Source organism: Aeromonas sp. sif2416, from assembly GCF_019218665.1.
Taxonomy (GTDB): Bacteria; Pseudomonadota; Gammaproteobacteria; order Enterobacterales; family Aeromonadaceae; genus Aeromonas; species Aeromonas encheleia.
In genome coordinates, this window is sequence record NZ_JAHUXC010000005.1 from 109,475 (window position 1) to 124,437 (window position 14,963).

General features: G+C 61.6%; 16 protein-coding genes. 11 read left to right on the plus strand and 5 right to left on the minus strand.

The features are described from left to right. Positions 1–51: 51 nt before the first annotated feature. Positions 52–639: a superinfection exclusion B family protein gene (locus KW821_RS11535; RefSeq protein WP_033129473.1), complete on the plus strand. Its 588-nt coding sequence runs from the start codon at positions 52–54 to the stop codon at positions 637–639. Between the two features lie 264 nt (positions 640–903). Here KW821_RS11535 and KW821_RS11540 read toward each other — a convergent pair whose 3' ends face one another. The 4 genes from KW821_RS11540 to KW821_RS11555 all read right to left on the minus strand — a co-directional run bounded on the left by KW821_RS11540 (position 904) and on the right by KW821_RS11555 (position 4,589). Then, complete coding sequence (locus KW821_RS11540) at positions 904–1,362, minus strand: methylglyoxal synthase (protein ID WP_042653179.1); 459 nt, start codon at positions 1,360–1,362, stop codon at positions 904–906. 89 nt (positions 1,363–1,451) lie between these two features. Then, positions 1,452–3,557, minus strand: a complete 2,106-nt coding sequence (locus KW821_RS11545) for a DUF885 family protein (RefSeq protein ID WP_218291542.1) — start codon at positions 3,555–3,557, stop codon at positions 1,452–1,454. Positions 3,558–3,758: 201 nt separating this feature from the next. Beyond that, complete coding sequence (gene bfr / locus KW821_RS11550) at positions 3,759–4,238, minus strand: bacterioferritin (protein ID WP_042653177.1); 480 nt, start codon at positions 4,236–4,238, stop codon at positions 3,759–3,761. A 144-nt stretch (positions 4,239–4,382) separates the two neighbouring features. Continuing rightward, on the minus strand, positions 4,383–4,589 hold the full coding sequence (locus KW821_RS11555; RefSeq protein ID WP_042653176.1) for a bacterioferritin-associated ferredoxin: 207 nt from the start codon (positions 4,587–4,589) through the stop codon (positions 4,383–4,385). Between the two features lie 138 nt (positions 4,590–4,727). Between KW821_RS11555 and KW821_RS11560 the strand changes: the two genes are divergently transcribed. The 6 genes from KW821_RS11560 (at position 4,728) to KW821_RS11585 (ending at position 11,556) form a co-directional block, all read left to right on the plus strand. Then, a complete protein-coding gene (locus tag KW821_RS11560; protein WP_218291543.1) occupies positions 4,728–5,042 on the plus strand; it encodes an HlyU family transcriptional regulator in 315 nt (104 codons plus the stop codon). Then, positions 5,039–7,111: a tRNA(Met) cytidine acetyltransferase TmcA gene (locus KW821_RS11565; RefSeq protein WP_218291544.1), complete on the plus strand. Its 2,073-nt coding sequence runs from the start codon at positions 5,039–5,041 to the stop codon at positions 7,109–7,111. Before KW821_RS11560 ends, KW821_RS11565 begins: the two co-directional genes overlap by 4 nt. A 216-nt stretch (positions 7,112–7,327) precedes the next feature. Continuing rightward, positions 7,328–8,512, plus strand: coding sequence for a cytochrome c oxidase subunit II (gene coxB, locus KW821_RS11570; protein WP_256351898.1), 1,185 nt, complete (start codon positions 7,328–7,330; stop codon positions 8,510–8,512). 9 nt (positions 8,513–8,521) lie between these two features. Next, positions 8,522–10,108: a cytochrome c oxidase subunit I gene (gene ctaD, locus KW821_RS11575; protein WP_218291545.1), complete on the plus strand. Its 1,587-nt coding sequence runs from the start codon at positions 8,522–8,524 to the stop codon at positions 10,106–10,108. A gap of 9 nt (positions 10,109–10,117) precedes the next feature. Next, positions 10,118–10,672: a cytochrome c oxidase assembly protein gene (locus KW821_RS11580; protein ID WP_218291546.1), complete on the plus strand. Its 555-nt coding sequence runs from the start codon at positions 10,118–10,120 to the stop codon at positions 10,670–10,672. Positions 10,673–10,674: 2 nt separating this feature from the next. Beyond that, a complete protein-coding gene (locus KW821_RS11585) occupies positions 10,675–11,556 on the plus strand; it encodes a cytochrome c oxidase subunit 3 (protein ID WP_218291547.1) in 882 nt (293 codons plus the stop codon). A 3-nt stretch (positions 11,557–11,559) separates the two neighbouring features. Here the strand turns inward: KW821_RS11585 and KW821_RS11590 are convergent, their stop codons facing one another. Next, positions 11,560–11,769, minus strand: coding sequence for a DUF2909 family protein (locus tag KW821_RS11590; RefSeq protein WP_218291548.1), 210 nt, complete (start codon positions 11,767–11,769; stop codon positions 11,560–11,562). A gap of 27 nt (positions 11,770–11,796) precedes the next feature. On the opposite strand from KW821_RS11590, the gene KW821_RS11595 reads away from it, so the two are divergent. The 4 genes from KW821_RS11595 to cyoE are packed head-to-tail and all read left to right on the plus strand — an operon-like array spanning position 11,797 to position 14,913. Next, positions 11,797–12,513 (plus strand): SURF1 family protein, encoded by a 717-nt coding sequence (locus KW821_RS11595; protein WP_256353447.1) that lies wholly within the window; start codon positions 11,797–11,799, stop codon positions 12,511–12,513. Next, the gene (locus KW821_RS11600) at positions 12,510–12,998 is read left to right on the plus strand and encodes a hypothetical protein (protein WP_218291549.1); all 489 of its coding nucleotides are present in this window, start codon (positions 12,510–12,512) and stop codon (positions 12,996–12,998) included. Before KW821_RS11595 ends, KW821_RS11600 begins: the two co-directional genes overlap by 4 nt. Beyond that, positions 12,995–14,011: a heme A synthase gene (locus KW821_RS11605; RefSeq protein WP_218291550.1), complete on the plus strand. Its 1,017-nt coding sequence runs from the start codon at positions 12,995–12,997 to the stop codon at positions 14,009–14,011. The genes KW821_RS11600 and KW821_RS11605 overlap by 4 nt, the downstream gene beginning before the upstream one ends. After that, the gene (gene cyoE, locus KW821_RS11610) at positions 14,008–14,913 is read left to right on the plus strand and encodes a heme o synthase (protein ID WP_218291551.1); all 906 of its coding nucleotides are present in this window, start codon (positions 14,008–14,010) and stop codon (positions 14,911–14,913) included. Before KW821_RS11605 ends, cyoE begins: the two co-directional genes overlap by 4 nt. The last annotated feature ends 50 nt before the right edge of the window (positions 14,914–14,963 follow it).

Below are 14,963 nucleotides of genomic sequence, written 5' to 3' on the forward strand. Positions count from 1 at the left end.
GCGATTGCTATCAGCTGAGTACTGTCCACAATGCTCTGGGAAGGATGAACGATGAAACGGTGGATCCAACATTTCTATCAGCTGAACCGCCTCAACTGGCTCATGGTCTGGTTGCTGCTCTGCTGCAGCATCATCTTGCTGTTTCCGGCCGGCCTGATGAAGGGGGCCGTCAGCCAGTGGGCCACGGTGCACGCCGCCTGGCTCGGGGTTGGCATGCTGATCGCCATCTCCTACTTCTGCAGCCAGGGTTTCCTGATCGCCTGGGAGTGGGCCTGTGACGAGTGGCAGTCCCGCCGCCAGCAGGGGCTGCTGGCCCAGATGATCGGCTTCCTCGATTTCAACGAGAAGGCGGTGCTGCGCGAGTTCGTGCTGCAGCGTAAAAGCGTCATAAACTTGCCGATCACCGAGCCCGCCGTCAAAAACCTGATGGATGCCGGGGTGCTGACCTATGCCTATGGCAAGCCGGTGCGGGAGAAAGAAGACGAGAACCAGATCCGCGCCCTGATGATCGCCCTGCCGGCGCGGCCGCTGCTCACCTACAAGGTGTTGGGGCTCTCCCGTGGCAAGATGAGCGACGAGCAGGTGGAGCAGATCATGAACGCTAGGCCCAAGTTCGCCCAGAAGAGCCTCCAGCGCTGAGTCGCCGTCATCCTTCAAATGCAAAGAGCCGGACAATGTCCGGCTCTTTGCTATCTGGCTGTTTTTATGCGGTTCTGGCTTTCAAGTAACCGGCGCAGATTGACGGATCTGCCCTTATTCTGTTCTGGCCTTCAAGTAACCGGCACAGATTGGCGGATCTGCCGTTATTCTGTTCTGGCTTTCAAGTAACCGGCGCAGATTGTTGGATCTGCCGTTATTCGGTTCTGGCCTTCAAGTAACCGGCACAAATTGGCGGATCTGCCGTTACTCGGTTCTGGCTTTCAAATAACCGGCGTAGTCGGGGATCTGCACGCTGAAGGCCCGCTGCATGTGGGGGCTGTCCATGATGAAGTCTGCGGTCGCCTCGTTGGTGGCGACCGGGATGTTCCACACCGCTGCCAGGCGCAGCAGCGCCTTCACATCCGGATCGTGCGCCGCGGCATTGAGGGGATCCCAGAAGAAGATCATCACGTCGATCTTGCCCTCGGCGATGAGGGCACCGAGCTGCTGATCGCCGCCCATGGGGCCGGAGAAGAGGCAGGTGATGGGCAGCTGTGCCTGCTTGCCGAGCAGGGTGCCGGTGGTGCCGGTCGCATAGAGGTGGTGGAGCTTGAGCTCCTCCTTGCGGCGCAGCACCCAGTTCAGCAATGGGGCTTTCATGTTGTCGTGAGCCACCAGCGCCACCCGCTTGTGGGGCGCCATCTCACGTGTAATCTGGTCCATGGATATCATCCGTAGCATAGTGATGGAATGTAGGGCTGTATCCTAATCGAAAGCGGCGCCCGCTGCCTTGCCGGGCGCCGTAACTGTGATCACTTCGACTGTTCAATCCACTGCTGATTCTTCCGCTCCAGCACCGAGATGGGCAACATGCCGTATTCCAGCACCTGGTGGTGGAACGCCTTGAGGTCGAACCGGCCGCCCATGGCCTGCTCGGCGGATTCGCGCATCCGGATCAGCGCCAGCTGACCCGCCTTGTAGGAGGTTGCCTGACCGGTATAGGCCATGTAGCGCGGCACTTCTGAGCTGATATCTCCCGCCCCCAGCGCCGAGTTCTCCTGCATGTAATCGACGGCCCTGTCGTGGCTCCAGCCATACCAGTGAATGCCGGTATCCACCACCAGCCGCATGGCCCTGAGCATCTCCTCGTTGAGGCGCCCGAAGTACTGCAACTGGTTGTTGAACGCAGGCGAGCCCTCCACCTTGGCATCTCCCACTGCGGGGTCGTAGAGGCCACGGCCCTGATAGAGCCCCATGTCGTGATCCGCCAGGTATTCGGTGTAGAGCGCCCAGCCTTCCGCATAGGCGGTGTAGGAGGCGTTCGCCACGTACTGCGGGAAGTCGGGATCCTTGGCCGCCAGCTCCTGGGCTATGGTGATCTGGAAGTGGTGGCCCGGCGCGCCCTCGTGGGCCAGCAGGGTGCTGATGTTCCAGCTCTGCAGGCCATAGGGGTAGAAGGTGTTGAGGAAGAACTGCCCCTTGCGCCCGGTCTGGGGGTTGCCGTCCTGATACCAGGCGACCCCGCCGTAGGGGGCATCCTCGTAGGCGACGGGCACCACCTCGTAATCCAGCTTGGGAATGGTGCGCTCGGCATCGAAGAAGTCCGGCAGCACCAGCGCCGCCTTGCTCTTGAAGGCGTTGTACTCCCGCAGCGCCCGCTCATGCTCGGCCAGCGCCTGTTGCTGCGGCTCGCTCAGCGCAGCCCCGGCCGCGTTGCCCGGATTGAGGCCGGCAGACCAGGCCGACAGCGGATTCTGGTAGAAGAAGCCCGGCTCGTTGAGGTAGCGGAAGAAGGCGTAGATCTGGCCGTTCTGCTTGCTCTTGGCCACCTCCTTGCTGTCACACTTGCCGACGGTATGGCACACCTTGACCATGGCGCCGAAGATCCGATCCACCTCGCTCAGCCCCAGCTCATGCACCTCCTCCGGCGTCATGTTAGTGGTGCTGTGCTTCTTCAGCAGCCAGCGATACCAGTCGCGACCATTGGTCATGCCGCAGAAGCCGTCGTCGCACTCACCGCTGCCCAGGCGTACCGCATAGGCACCGCCATGCCGATAATCCAGATAGTCCCGCAGCGCCAGATAGCGATCGTTGATGCTGTCCAGCACCCCCTTGTAGTCGGTGCGCAGCGCCTCGTCGGCCTCCCCCGGCAGTTGTTGCCAGCCGAGATAGGCGCCGGCGATCGCCTCACCATCCAGCTTGCTGTTCAGCTGGGCCAGCAGCCTGTCCACCAGCTCATCCGGCAGGGTGTTGCCCTGGGCGCTGCCCAGTTCGAATTGGTGCTTTACCTCGGCCAGATAGGCGTCATAGGCCTTGAGCCAGGTCAGATGCTCCTGATACCAGGCCAGGGGGGCCGTCGCCGCCCGCGCCTGAGTGGCCGGCGCAGGTGCCGTGGCCGTGCGGTCGAGATCCCGCCGCCAGGCGGCATCACCCGGGGCCACCCTATCTGCCGAGCTCTGCTCGAAATAGTCGAAGCCGCTGCCGACGGTGCGGGCGGCCCTGCCACTGGCGGGGGCTGTGCCGACCTCATCGGCCAGATCCACCACCCGGTTGCGGAAGTGATGGATGGGGATTTGGGATTGGGGCAGTTCGTAGCCGGCCAGGTTGATCTGCAGATCCCAGCGGATCATGTCGTAGAACAACCGATCCCGCTCGCTCAGTACGTTCGGGTCCATGGCGTCCAGTCGCTTGAGCAGCGACCCGTCGAGCGCCTTGCGTTTGGCGAGGGTCTGTTCATCGATGGCAAAGCCATAGGGATCCAGCGCCTGGCTCTCGCGCAGAGCATCGTCCATGGTTTGCATCAGGGCGGCCTTGGTGGCGGCGGGATCCGCCGGGGCAGTGGAGCTGTTGTCGTTGCAGGCGGTCAGCGTGAGGGCGATGGCGCAGGCCAGCGTCACCTTGTTGGGCAAGAAGTGCATGTTTTAGTCCTTTAAAGCATTGTTATTGTGAACTCCCAAAGGGGTTCCAATAGTGCACCTCCGAGGATCGGTTTTTTGCGACTTGCTTAACAAAAATAACCTTGCTTTTCATATGTATAAGCGTGATGAAAAGCTATGCATGGGGAGCATAAAAAACCCGCCTCAGCGGGTTTTGGAGTCGTTTATTCATGCGATAACTATTCAGGATGTGCCCGAGTGGAGCTGTGATTGCTGATAGTTTTCCAGGCCGATGCGATCGATGAGATCGAGCTGGGTCTCCAGCCAGTCGACATGTTCCTCCTCGTCCTCCAGGATATCCTGAAACAGGTCGCGACTGACGTAGTCATGCACGGACTCGGCGTAGGTGATGGCCACCTTCAGGTCGGGGATGGCATCCATCTCCAGGGAAAGATCGCAGCGCAGCATCTCTTCCACTGTTTCGCCGATGCGCAGCTTGCCCAGATCCTGCAAGTTGGGCAGCCCCTCGAGAAACAGCACCCGCTTGACCAGCTCGTCGGCGTGTTTCATCTCGTCGATGGATTCATGGTATTCCTTGTGCCCGAGCCCCTTGAGGCCCCAGTCATCGTAGATACGGGCATGCAGGAAGTATTGGTTGATGGCAACCAGCTCATTGGCCAGCACCCTGTTTAGGTGGGCAATGATCTTGGGATCTCCTTTCATCGACATTACTCCTTATGTTCGTGCCTGCGGCGTCGATCACTAGAGCTTAGTCCAGAAAGATGACAATAAGGGGGCTGACGAATTGGCTCGCCTGAGGGTGCGGGGATCCCGTGAGGGATCTGCGTAGAAAATCAAATCGCGGTATCAGGCCACTTCGTAATAGAGCGGTTCCTGATCCGATTCCACCTTGTCGAGTTCGGCGGCGATGATCTCCATGGTCATGCGTACACACTTGCCGCACTGGGCACCCACTTCCAGCGACTGTTTCAGTTGACGGAACTCGGTCTTGCCTGCCTGTACCGCCTTGCGGATCTGGGTATCTGTGATGCCGCGGCACAAACACACGTACATAATTCTGACCTCATGCTGGATTGAGATGAAATCTAAATGAGAACCGTTCGCAATGCAAATAACGATTAGGAATAAGCTCACCCGCTTGCCAGCCATTCGCCCCTTGGGGACAATGCTCCCATCAGAGAGGAAACTACCATGCTCAAGAAACTGTTCCGCACCCTGTTCAAAGGCCAGCCGACACCGGTTGTCGAGGTGACCCCGACCGAATACGCCGGTTATCTCATCTACCCCGAGCCCATGGCGGAAGGGGGCCAGTACCGGCTGGCGGGCCGCATCACCAGGGAGGTGGATGGCGCCCTGCAGACTCACCGCTTCATCCGCTCCGATCTGTTCGCGAGCCCGGCCGATGCCGAGCGTATCATGGTGCAGAAGGCACATACCTTCATCGATCAGATGGGGGAGAGCATGTTCGAGCCCCGCGTCAAATCCGGCGACCACGGCGCCTCATGACTCCCGCCGAGTCGAGCACCCTGCGCCTGGCGCTCGCCCATGGTGGCGAGCGGCGTCTGATCTGGCTGGAAGGGGTGGAGGCGGATTGCATCGCCCGGGCCGAGCCCCTGCTCGGGGAGGCTGTCTTCTGGCTGGGGGAGGGGCCTGAGCGGTACGCCCCCTTGCCGGCCGCCAAGGCGTTGCAGCGGCTGGGTCAGGAGTGCGACACGCTCGTGCTAAACGCATTCAGCGGCTTTCATCCCGATGCCTTCGGCGCCTTGGCTGGCACGCTGCGCGCCGGCGGTCTGCTGTTGCTGCTGACACCGCCCCGGGTGCAGTGGCCCACTTATCCGGATCCGGACCGGCTGCGGCTGGTGGCCCAGCCGGAGGATGCGGGCCGGGCGGGGCACGGCTTTATCGCCCGGCTGGTGCGGTTGCTGGCGGGGGATCCTGCACTCTCCCTGAGTCCGCCCACCGGGGTGGAACCCTGGCAACCCCTGGGACCCGGCCGGCCACTCAGTGCCGATCAGGCTCATGCCCTGCCCGCCATCCATAAGGTGTTGCATGGTCATCGCGGCCGCCCGCTGGTGCTCAGCGCCGACCGTGGCCGCGGCAAGAGTGCCCTGCTCGGCCTCGCCGCCGCCGACTTGCTGCGCCAGGATCCCGCCCTGCAGATAGTGGTGACGGCCCCGTCCCAGGCCACGGTCGCGACCCTGCTTGCCCATGCCGCCGAGGCGCTGGCGACCACGCCGGAGCGGCTGGTCGGGCTGAGCTATGTATCACCGGACCGGCTGGTGCAGGGGGATCTTCAGCCGGCGCTGCTGCTGGTGGACGAGGCGGCCGCCATCCCGACCCCGCTGCTTGAGGCCATGCTGGCTCGCCACAGCCGCATCGTATTTGCTACCACGGAGCACGGCTATGAGGGCACGGGACGCGGCTTTCATCTGCGTTTCAAGCGGGTACTGGATCGGCAGACCCCGGATTGGCAGGAGCTGCGCCTGGCCGAACCCATTCGCTGGAGCCAGCACGATCCGCTGGAGCCACTGGTATTCCGCCTGCTCGGCCTCAACGCCGAAGTCCTGCCACCACCGCCCCCGACGGCGCCAGGCTGGCGGCAGATCGGGCAGGACAAGCTGGCGGAGGATGAGGCACTGCTCGATCAGGTGTTCGGCCTGTTGGTGCTGGCCCACTACCAGACCAGCTCGAGCGATCTCAGATCTCTGCTGGAGAGCCCGGATCTCGACATCCACCTGCTGGAGCAAGAGCAGAGCCTGCTCGGGGTCGCGCTGGTGGCACGGGAAGGCAACATAGCGCCGGCGCTGGCCCGCGATATCTGGGCTGGGCGGCGACGTCCCAGGGGTCACCTGTTGCCCCAGTCCCTGCTCGCCCACGCCGGGTTCACCACGGCGGGCGAGCGCAGCTATGCCAGGGTGATGCGCATCGCCATCCATCCGCTGTTGCATCGCCACGGGCTGGGCTCCTTGCTGCTGGGCAAGCTGGAGACACATTACCGCGCACTGGGGCTCGACTATCTGGGCTCCGCCTTTTCCGCCAGTACCGACTTGCTCCCGTTCTGGCGCAAGGCGGGCCTGAGGGTGCTGCGCATCGGCCTGCAACGGGACGCGGCCAGCGGCAGCCATGCGGCCCTGCTGCTCAAGCCGCTGAAAACGGCGCTGGAACCGGAGCTGGCAGAATGGCGACGGCGCTTCGTGCGCCAGCTGCCGACCCTGCTGGCGGGAGAGCTCAGGGGGCTGGATACCGAGCTGATCTGGCAATGTCTGAGCGGGGATATGGTCACCGATGTGGCCGAGCCGGATGAGTTTGAGCACCAGGAGCTGATGTGCTTTGCCCATCATCACAAGCCGTTCGAGCTGTGTCAGTCCAGCCTGCAACGCTGGCTGGCTGCCCGGGTGGCCGCACTGGATGAGCTGGTGCCCGACGAGCGCCGGCTGCTGATTGCCAGCATCTGGCAATATGCCCCCTGGTCTGAGCTGGCCAGGGCGCTGAAACTGGCGGGCAAGCCTGCCCTGATCAAGTCCCTGAGGACCTTGCTGGCCCGGTTGCTGGACGGGGGCGAGGACAGGGGCTGAGGCAGGAGGGGACGGCCCGGGTCGGCAAACCGTCATGGTGATTTATCTGCCACTCTTCAGGAGCGCGGATCACCATCAGATTCGATGAAAACCGCTCTGATGAGTCCATCCTGATCGGCCTCATTTTGGCTTTTTCGGAATATGGACTAATACTTGATTGTGAAAGTGATTTTAATAAATGCATTATTTTCAGATGGTTAGCTATGTCATCGGTTAATGCTCACCATCTTTTCTAGCGTGCACAGGGAGTGCCATGTGGGAAAAAATGCAATTAACCATGGCGCATGGCTGATATGTCTCGCTGGCGGCAGTGTTTCCGCCAGCGAAATAACATTCAACATGACGCGCGGGGCCACCGCTATCAGTCAGCGGGTCTATGACCTGCACATGACCATCTTCTATATCTGCTGTCTGATCGGGCTGCTCGTGTTCGGGGCCATGCTTTGGTCCATCATCCATCATCGGAAATCCCGTGGCGCCAAGGCCGCCCAATTCCATGAGAGCACCCGTATCGAATTGCTATGGACCGCCATCCCCGTGCTGATATTGGTGGCGATGGCCGCCCCGGCCACCTCGACCCTGTTGAAGATGGAAGATACCTCTAAGGCCGACTTGACCGTGCTTATCACGGGATCCCAATGGAAGTGGCATTACAAATATCTCGAGCACCCGGTGGAGTTTTATTCCCTGCTGGCCACCAGCAAGAAACAGATCTCGGGTGAGCAGCCCAAGAGCGACACCTATTTGCTGGAGGTCGACCACCCCCTGGTATTGCCCGTCGGCAAGAAAATCAGATTCCTGATGACCTCGGATGATGTCATTCATTCCTGGTGGGTGCCCGCCTTCGCGGTGAAGAAGGATGCCAACCCGGGCTACATCAATGAGTCCTGGACCAGGATAGACAGACCCGGCACCTATCGGGGGCAGTGTGCTGAGCTATGCGGCAAGGATCATGGCTTCATGCCCATAGTGGTGGTGGCAAAACCGGCCGAAGAGTTTGATGGCTGGATTGCCAAGACTGCAGATGATCAGGCCGCCGCCAAGGCCCAGCAGCAAGACCTGGTCAGCCAAACCATGACTCTGCCGCAGGCCATGGAGTTGGGGGAGAAGGTATTCCTGGGTCACTGCGCCGCCTGCCATCAGCCCGCGGGTACCGGCTTGCCCGGCATCTTCCCCGCGCTGAAGGGCAGCAAGATCACCACCCTGGCCGAGAACCGGGCCCAGCACCTGAACCTGGTCCTGCATGGCAAGAGCGGGACTGCGATGCAGCCCTTCGGCAAGCAGCTCACGGTCCAGGAGCTTGCCGCCGTGGTGACCTATGAACGCAATGCCTGGGGCAACAATACCGGTGACCTCATTCAGGCTGCCGATGTGCAGTCCCTTCTGAAAAATGACAAGTGAGGAGCCGGCATGAGTGATGGAATCACGGATACCCTGCACGCAGACCACTCCCACCGGCCGGCATCGGGGCTGAGGCGCTGGCTCTATACCACGAACCACAAAGATATCGGCACCCTCTACCTGCTCTTCGCCCTGGCCATGTTCTTCACCGGCGGCACCATGGCCATGGTGATCCGGGCCGAGCTGTTCCAGCCTGGGCTGCAACTGGTCGAGCCGCTGTTCTTCAATCAGATGACCACTGTGCATGGCCTCATCATGGTCTTTGGTGCCGTGATGCCGGCCTTCACCGGCCTGGCCAACTGGTTGATCCCCATGATGATCGGGGCGCCGGACATGGCGCTGCCCCGGATGAACAACTGGAGTTTCTGGATCCTGCCGTTTGCCTTCCTGATCCTGCTGTCGAGCCTGTTCATGGAGGGCGGCGGCCCCAGTTCGGGCTGGACCTTCTATGCCCCCTTGTCGACCAAATACAGCGGCAACAGCACGGCGCTGTTCGTCTTCGCCATCCATATCATGGGGATCTCATCCATCATGGGGGCCATCAACGTCATCGTCACCATCTTCAATCTGCGGGCGCCGGGCATGGGCTGGATGAAGATGCCGCTGTTTGTCTGGACCTGGCTGATCACGGCCTTCCTGCTCATTGCGGTCATGCCGGTACTGGCGGCGGCGGTGACCATGGTGCTGACGGACAAGTATTTTGGTACCAGCTTCTTCGATGCGGCCGGAGGAGGGGATCCGGTGATGTTCCAGCACATATTCTGGTTCTTTGGCCATCCGGAGGTGTACATCATGATACTGCCGGCCTTTGGCATCGTATCCAGCATCATTCCCACCTTCTCCCGCAAGAAACTGTTCGGCTATCGCTCCATGGTCTATGCCACCAGCAGCATAGCGTTGCTGTCCTTCATGGTCTGGGCTCACCACATGTTCACGACTGGGCTGCCCGTGGTCGCCGAACTGTTCTTCATGTACGCCACCATGTTGATCGCGGTGCCGACCGGGGTGAAGGTATTTAACTGGGTTGCCACCATGTGGCGGGGTTCCCTGACGTTCGAGACCCCCATGCTGTTTGCCATCGCCTTCATTACCCTGTTCACCATAGGGGGCTTCTCGGGGTTGATGCTGGCCATGATCCCGGCCGATTTCCAATATCACGATACCTATTTTGTCGTGGCCCATTTTCATTATGTGCTGGTCACAGGCGCCGTCTTTTCGATCCTGGCCGCCGCCTATTACTGGCTGCCCAAGTGGACGGGGCACATGTATGACGAGCGACTGGGGCAGTGGCATTTCTGGTGCTCGCTGATCTCGGTCAACATGCTGTTCTTCCCCATGCACTTCGTCGGGCTGGCGGGCATGCCCCGTCGGATCCCCGACTATGCGTTGCAATTCGCTGATTTCAATATGTTTATCAGCATAGGTGGTTTTGCCTTCGGGCTGTCGCAGCTGCTCTTCGTCTGGGGGGTGATCAGATGCATCAGGGGGGGCAAGCCGGCCAGTGCCCAGGTGTGGGAGGGGGCGGAAGGGCTGGAGTGGACCTTGCCCTCTCCCCCGCCTTACCACAGTTTCAAGACCCCACCAGAAGTGCAGTAGGGAGGACATATGACACAAGTGAATCACGGCCCCCTGCTCAGGAAACTGGCTTTGGTGATCGTCGTTATGTTCGGTTTTGCCTTTGCCTTGGTGCCACTCTATGACGTTTTTTGCCGGATCACCGGCCTCAATGGCAAGACAGCCACCCAGCCAGCCTCGGCCGAGCGTGCGGTGATCGACACCAAACGCACCGTCCAGGTCGAGTTTCTGGCCCATGCAGACACCCAGATGCCCTGGCAATTCAGCGAGGAGACGAAGCGGCTATCGGTGCGACCGGGCGAGATGATGCAGGTCAACTATCGGGTGTTCAATCCGACCGACCGTACCATGATCGGTCAGGCGGTGCCCTCGGTCTCCCCCGGCCCTGCCGCGGCCTATCTGAAGAAGGTGGAATGTTTCTGTTTTAACCGTCAGGAGTTGCAGGCGGGGGAGAGCAAGTCGATGCCGCTCAAGTTCTATATAGATCCGGCCCTGCCCGAAGATATCAACACCATCACGCTCTCCTATTCGCTCTATGACATCACTCAGTCCAAGCCGGCCCCGGCGCTCGCACAGAGGAAATAATCATGGCCAAGGTGAACCAGCATTATTATGTTCCTGAGCAGAGTCGCTGGCCGATCATGGGTGCCATGGCGCTGTTCCTCCTGGCCTTCGGGGCAGGCCATCTGGTCAATGAAATCGCGAGCAAGCAAGCCGGCGTGGGCCCCTATCTGATGACGGCGGGGGTCGCCCTGCTGGTATACATGCTGTTTGGCTGGTTTCGCCACATCATCCACGAGTCCATGACAGGGTTGTACAGCGCCCAGATGGATCGCTCCTTCCGACAGGGCATGGTCTGGTTCATCTTCTCCGAGGTGATGTTCTTCCTGGCATTTTTCGGGGTGCTGTTTTATGCCCGCCAGCTCGCCATGCCCTGGCTGGATGGGGCAGGCAACAAGGCGATGACGGCCCAGCTGCTGTGGCCGGATTTCTCGGCGCACTGGCCCATGCTCAAGACCCCGGGAGGCACCACGACCCAGGCCATGCCCTGGCATGGGATCCCCCTCGTCAACACCCTGATCCTGCTCAGCTCCTCCGTCACCCTGCTGTTCGCACATATGGGATTGGAGAATGGCAAACGCAGTCGACTCAAGTGGATGTTGCTCGGTACCGTATTGCTCGGGCTGAGCTTCCTGTGGCTGCAAGGTTATGAATACATTCATGCATACCGGGAGCTGGGCCTGAAGTTTGACTCCGGCATCTACGGCAATACCTTCTTCATACTGACCGGGTTCCACGGCCTGCATGTCACCCTGGGGACTGTGTTCCTGCTGATCATCTGGCTGCGGATAGTGCTGAAGGATCACTTCACCGCCGAGCGTCACTTCGCCTTCCAGGCCGCCGCCTGGTACTGGCACTTCGTTGACGTGGTCTGGCTCTGCCTCTTCGTATTTGTCTACCTGCTATGAGGCTTAATAGGGGCGAGGATTGGGCTCCAGCCAGCCCATCGCCAGCGAGAGCAGCAGGATGACGACCACCAGCAGGGAGAACAGCACGCGGCGACCCAGTGGGGCCGACATTTTCTGCCCGGCCTGGCCGGTGCTCAGCATCAGCCAGAGGGCGTGAAACAGCTGCCCTATAATGAGCAGCAACATGAGCACCAGCACTATCTTGATCAACATGTTAGGGCCCTCCACAAGATGCGCGACATGGCGACATGGCATAAGCAGCGACCGTTCCATCACAGGCGCTGGTTTGTTCTGATATTCACTCTGGTTGTGTCGGCCTGTTTGTGCCAGCTGGCCCTCTGGCAATGGCAGCGGGCGGCCGAGAAGGAGGCCTGGCTAGGGCACGTGGCCACCATGCAGTTAGCAGCACCCTTGACGCTGGCGGAACTGGACTGGCGTCATCCTGAGCGCCTCGATGGGATGCCACTGCGGGGGCGGGTGGCGTGGGTCGCTCCCTATGTGTGGCTGCTGGACAATCAGCTGGTTGAGCAGCAAGTCGGCTATGACGTGATCATCCCGGTGCGTGCCGATGCCCACTCTCCCCTGCTGTTGGTCAATCTGGGCTGGCTGCCGGCCCCTGCTGAGCGGCAACGGCTGCCACAGCCTGCGATTCCCCCCACCCTCGAACTCGAGGGCCTGCTGCGTATCCGGCCCGGTGGCATCTTGCTGGGTCAGAACATCGAGGCTGGCCCCTATCCGAACCGGCTGCAGTCCATCAGGGTGGATGCCCTGAGCCAGATCCTGGGCTCGCAGCTCGTCGATGCCGTGTTCTATCAGAAGAGTTCCCCGTTCCTCTATCACTACCAACAGAATGTCATGCCGCCGGAGAAGCACAGGGCGTATGCGCTGCAGTGGCTCGGACTGGCGCTGGTGATGCTGGTGGGCGGGCTGGTGCTGACAAGGAGGTTGTCCCCATGAACAGATGGTCAAGATGGAAGGTGCCTGCCCTCTTTGCGCTGGTGATCCTGCTGCCGGTGTTGTTGGCGGCGCTGATCCTGCGCCAGGGCTGGTATGAGCCCGGTACCCGCAGCAAGGGGCAGTGGCTGAGCCGGGACATCTATCTGTTGCAACCGCTTCCCTCGAGTCAGGTCAAATGGCGACTGGTGTATCTGGAGGCCGGGCGCTGTGAGGCCGAATGCCGGCAGGTGCCGGTCTTGATGCAGCGGATCCGGAGTGCCCTTGGCCGCAACCTGGACAAGCTGGCGCTGGTGCAACTGGCCGCCGAGCCCAGACTCGAGACCCGCGCCGAGATGCAAGCGGGGAATTTGATGCTGGTCGACCCACAGGGGTTGGCCATACTGCGCTATGAGGTGCCGGCCAGCACGACCGAGTGGCCGCTGTTTGGCAAGGGCGTGCTGTCGGATCTGCAGCAGTTGCTCAAGTATCAGCGAGGTGTGCAATGAGAGTGCAGAAGATGCTGGTGTCGGCCGCCATTCTCCTGGCGATGCTGGTCATACTGCTCGGCGCCTATACCCGGCTCACCGATGCCGGACTAGCCTGCCCGGACTGGCCCGGTTGCTACGGCTCCCTGGCCATCCCGCGGTCGGCCCATACCGAGCAGGCCGCCATGCTCTACCCGGACAGTCCGCTGGAACCCCACAAGGCGCGCAGCGAGATGGTGCATCGCTACTTCGCCGCTGTGCTGGGCGGTGTGATTGCGCTGCTGTTCGTGCTGAGCTGGCGTGTTGGCGGTCGTCTGCGTCGCCTCTCGGGGGCCTTGCTGGTGCTGGTGGTTGGGCAGGCTGCCCTGGGCATGTGGACTGTGACACTGGCGCTGCACCCTCTGGTGGTGACCATCCACTTGCTGGGTGGGTTCGCCATCCTGACCCTGCTCTGGCTCTATCGGACCGAGCTTGCGCGCTCCCCCGCGAACCCGCCCGTCTGCCGCGGTCAGGGTTTGCCCTGGCTCGGCAATGCGGCCTGCGGCGTGCTGCTGCTGCAGATAGCGCTGGGTGGCTGGACGTCGGCGAACTATGCGGCCATGGCCTGTGTCGATCTGCCGGTCTGCCAGGTGGGCTGGCAGCAGCAGCTGGATTGGCAGGCCGCCTTCCACCTGCCGCTGGGTCATGCCAGCTACGAGTTTGGTGTGATGAGCAAGGAGGCACGCCAGACCATCCATATCGCCCATCGTCTGGGGGCCCTTGCCACCGCCCTGCTGGTGGGGGGCTTTGCCCTCGCCCTGATCCGCCAGGGAGCCCCGTTGCGCTTACTGGGGGGGCTCTTGCTGGCCCTGCTGCTGGTGCAGCTGGCGTTGGGGGTCGCCAACATCCACCTGGCCCTGCCGCTAGCCAACGCCCTCGCCCATAACCTGGTGGCGGCCCATCTGCTGGTGTGTTGTGTGCTGGCCCGTGGGCGGCTCTCTCGTCCTCGGCTTTCCCCCTCGCTGTCGCCTGAGGCGATCAGGAGTCAGACATGAACAGCAAGCCCTTGGCTCACTTCATCGACCCCCGGCTGCTGCGGGATTATTACCAGCTGACCAAGCCCAAGGTGGTGGCCTTGCTGCTGCTGACCGCCTGGGTCGGCATGCTGCTGGCCGAGCCGACCCAGGCCTCCCTGGACGAGATGGTGCTGGGGCTGGCGGGGATAGGGCTGCTGGCGGCCGGGGCCGCGGCCATGAATCACTCTCTGGATCACGGCATCGATGCCCTGATGCGCAGAACGCGCTGGCGACCGGTCGCCATGGGGCGGATCGGGCCCAAGTCTGCGATGGCGTTTGCGCTCTGGCTGGCGTTGATGGGCTTCGTCCTGCTCTATTGGGGCGTGAATCCCCTGACCGCCTGGCTGACTTTGGCCAGCCTGTTTGGCTATGCGGTGGTTTACACCCTGCTGCTGAAGCGGGCCACGCCGCAGAACATCGTCATCGGCGGGCTGGCGGGCGCCATGCCACCGTTGCTGGGCTGGACCAGCATCACAGGAGGACTCTCGGCCGAACCCTGGCTGCTGGTGATGATCATCTTCACCTGGACGCCGCCCCACTTCTGGTCCCTGGCCATCCACCGGCGCGATGAGTATGCCGGTGCGAACATTCCCATGCTGCCCGTCACCCACGGCATAGCGTTCACCAAGACGGCGATCCTGCTCTATCTGCTGATCCTGACCCTGGTCTGCCTGCTGCCCTACCTGATCGGTATGTCGGGGCTGCTCTATCTGATCGGCAGCCTGGCGCTGAACCTCGGGTTCTGCTGGCATGGCTGGTTGCTGAAGTATTCGGAGCACCCCGGTCAGGCGATGCGGACTTTCCGTTTCTCCATCTACCACCTGATGCTGCTGTTTGGCCTGCTGATCCTGGATCACTATTGGCTGTGGCGGCTGTCCTAGGGAAAGCCATCTGCCTTTGAGTTTCAGGGGCTTGGGATGGGGACAATTCA

Bases quoted from the DNA above. Each gene is read 5' to 3' on its own strand.
- KW821_RS11535 (WP_033129473.1), top strand. From the start codon at position 52: ATGAAACGGTGGATCCAACATTTCTATCAGCTGAACCGCCTCAACTGG.
- KW821_RS11540 (WP_042653179.1), bottom strand. From the start codon at position 1,362: ATGGACCAGATTACACGTGAGATGGCGCCCCACAAGCGGGTGGCGCTG.
- KW821_RS11545 (WP_218291542.1), bottom strand. From the start codon at position 3,557: ATGCACTTCTTGCCCAACAAGGTGACGCTGGCCTGCGCCATCGCCCTC.
- bfr (WP_042653177.1), bottom strand. From the start codon at position 4,238: ATGAAAGGAGATCCCAAGATCATTGCCCACCTAAACAGGGTGCTGGCC.
- KW821_RS11555 (WP_042653176.1), bottom strand. From the start codon at position 4,589: ATGTACGTGTGTTTGTGCCGCGGCATCACAGATACCCAGATCCGCAAG.
- KW821_RS11560 (WP_218291543.1), top strand. From the start codon at position 4,728: ATGCTCAAGAAACTGTTCCGCACCCTGTTCAAAGGCCAGCCGACACCG.
- KW821_RS11565 (WP_218291544.1), top strand. From the start codon at position 5,039: ATGACTCCCGCCGAGTCGAGCACCCTGCGCCTGGCGCTCGCCCATGGT.
- coxB (WP_256351898.1), top strand. From the start codon at position 7,328: ATGCTCACCATCTTTTCTAGCGTGCACAGGGAGTGCCATGTGGGAAAA.
- ctaD (WP_218291545.1), top strand. From the start codon at position 8,522: ATGAGTGATGGAATCACGGATACCCTGCACGCAGACCACTCCCACCGG.
- KW821_RS11580 (WP_218291546.1), top strand. From the start codon at position 10,118: ATGACACAAGTGAATCACGGCCCCCTGCTCAGGAAACTGGCTTTGGTG.
- KW821_RS11585 (WP_218291547.1), top strand. From the start codon at position 10,675: ATGGCCAAGGTGAACCAGCATTATTATGTTCCTGAGCAGAGTCGCTGG.
- KW821_RS11590 (WP_218291548.1), bottom strand. From the start codon at position 11,769: ATGTTGATCAAGATAGTGCTGGTGCTCATGTTGCTGCTCATTATAGGG.
- KW821_RS11595 (WP_256353447.1), top strand. From the start codon at position 11,797: ATGGCGACATGGCATAAGCAGCGACCGTTCCATCACAGGCGCTGGTTT.
- KW821_RS11600 (WP_218291549.1), top strand. From the start codon at position 12,510: ATGAACAGATGGTCAAGATGGAAGGTGCCTGCCCTCTTTGCGCTGGTG.
- KW821_RS11605 (WP_218291550.1), top strand. From the start codon at position 12,995: ATGAGAGTGCAGAAGATGCTGGTGTCGGCCGCCATTCTCCTGGCGATG.
- cyoE (WP_218291551.1), top strand. From the start codon at position 14,008: ATGAACAGCAAGCCCTTGGCTCACTTCATCGACCCCCGGCTGCTGCGG.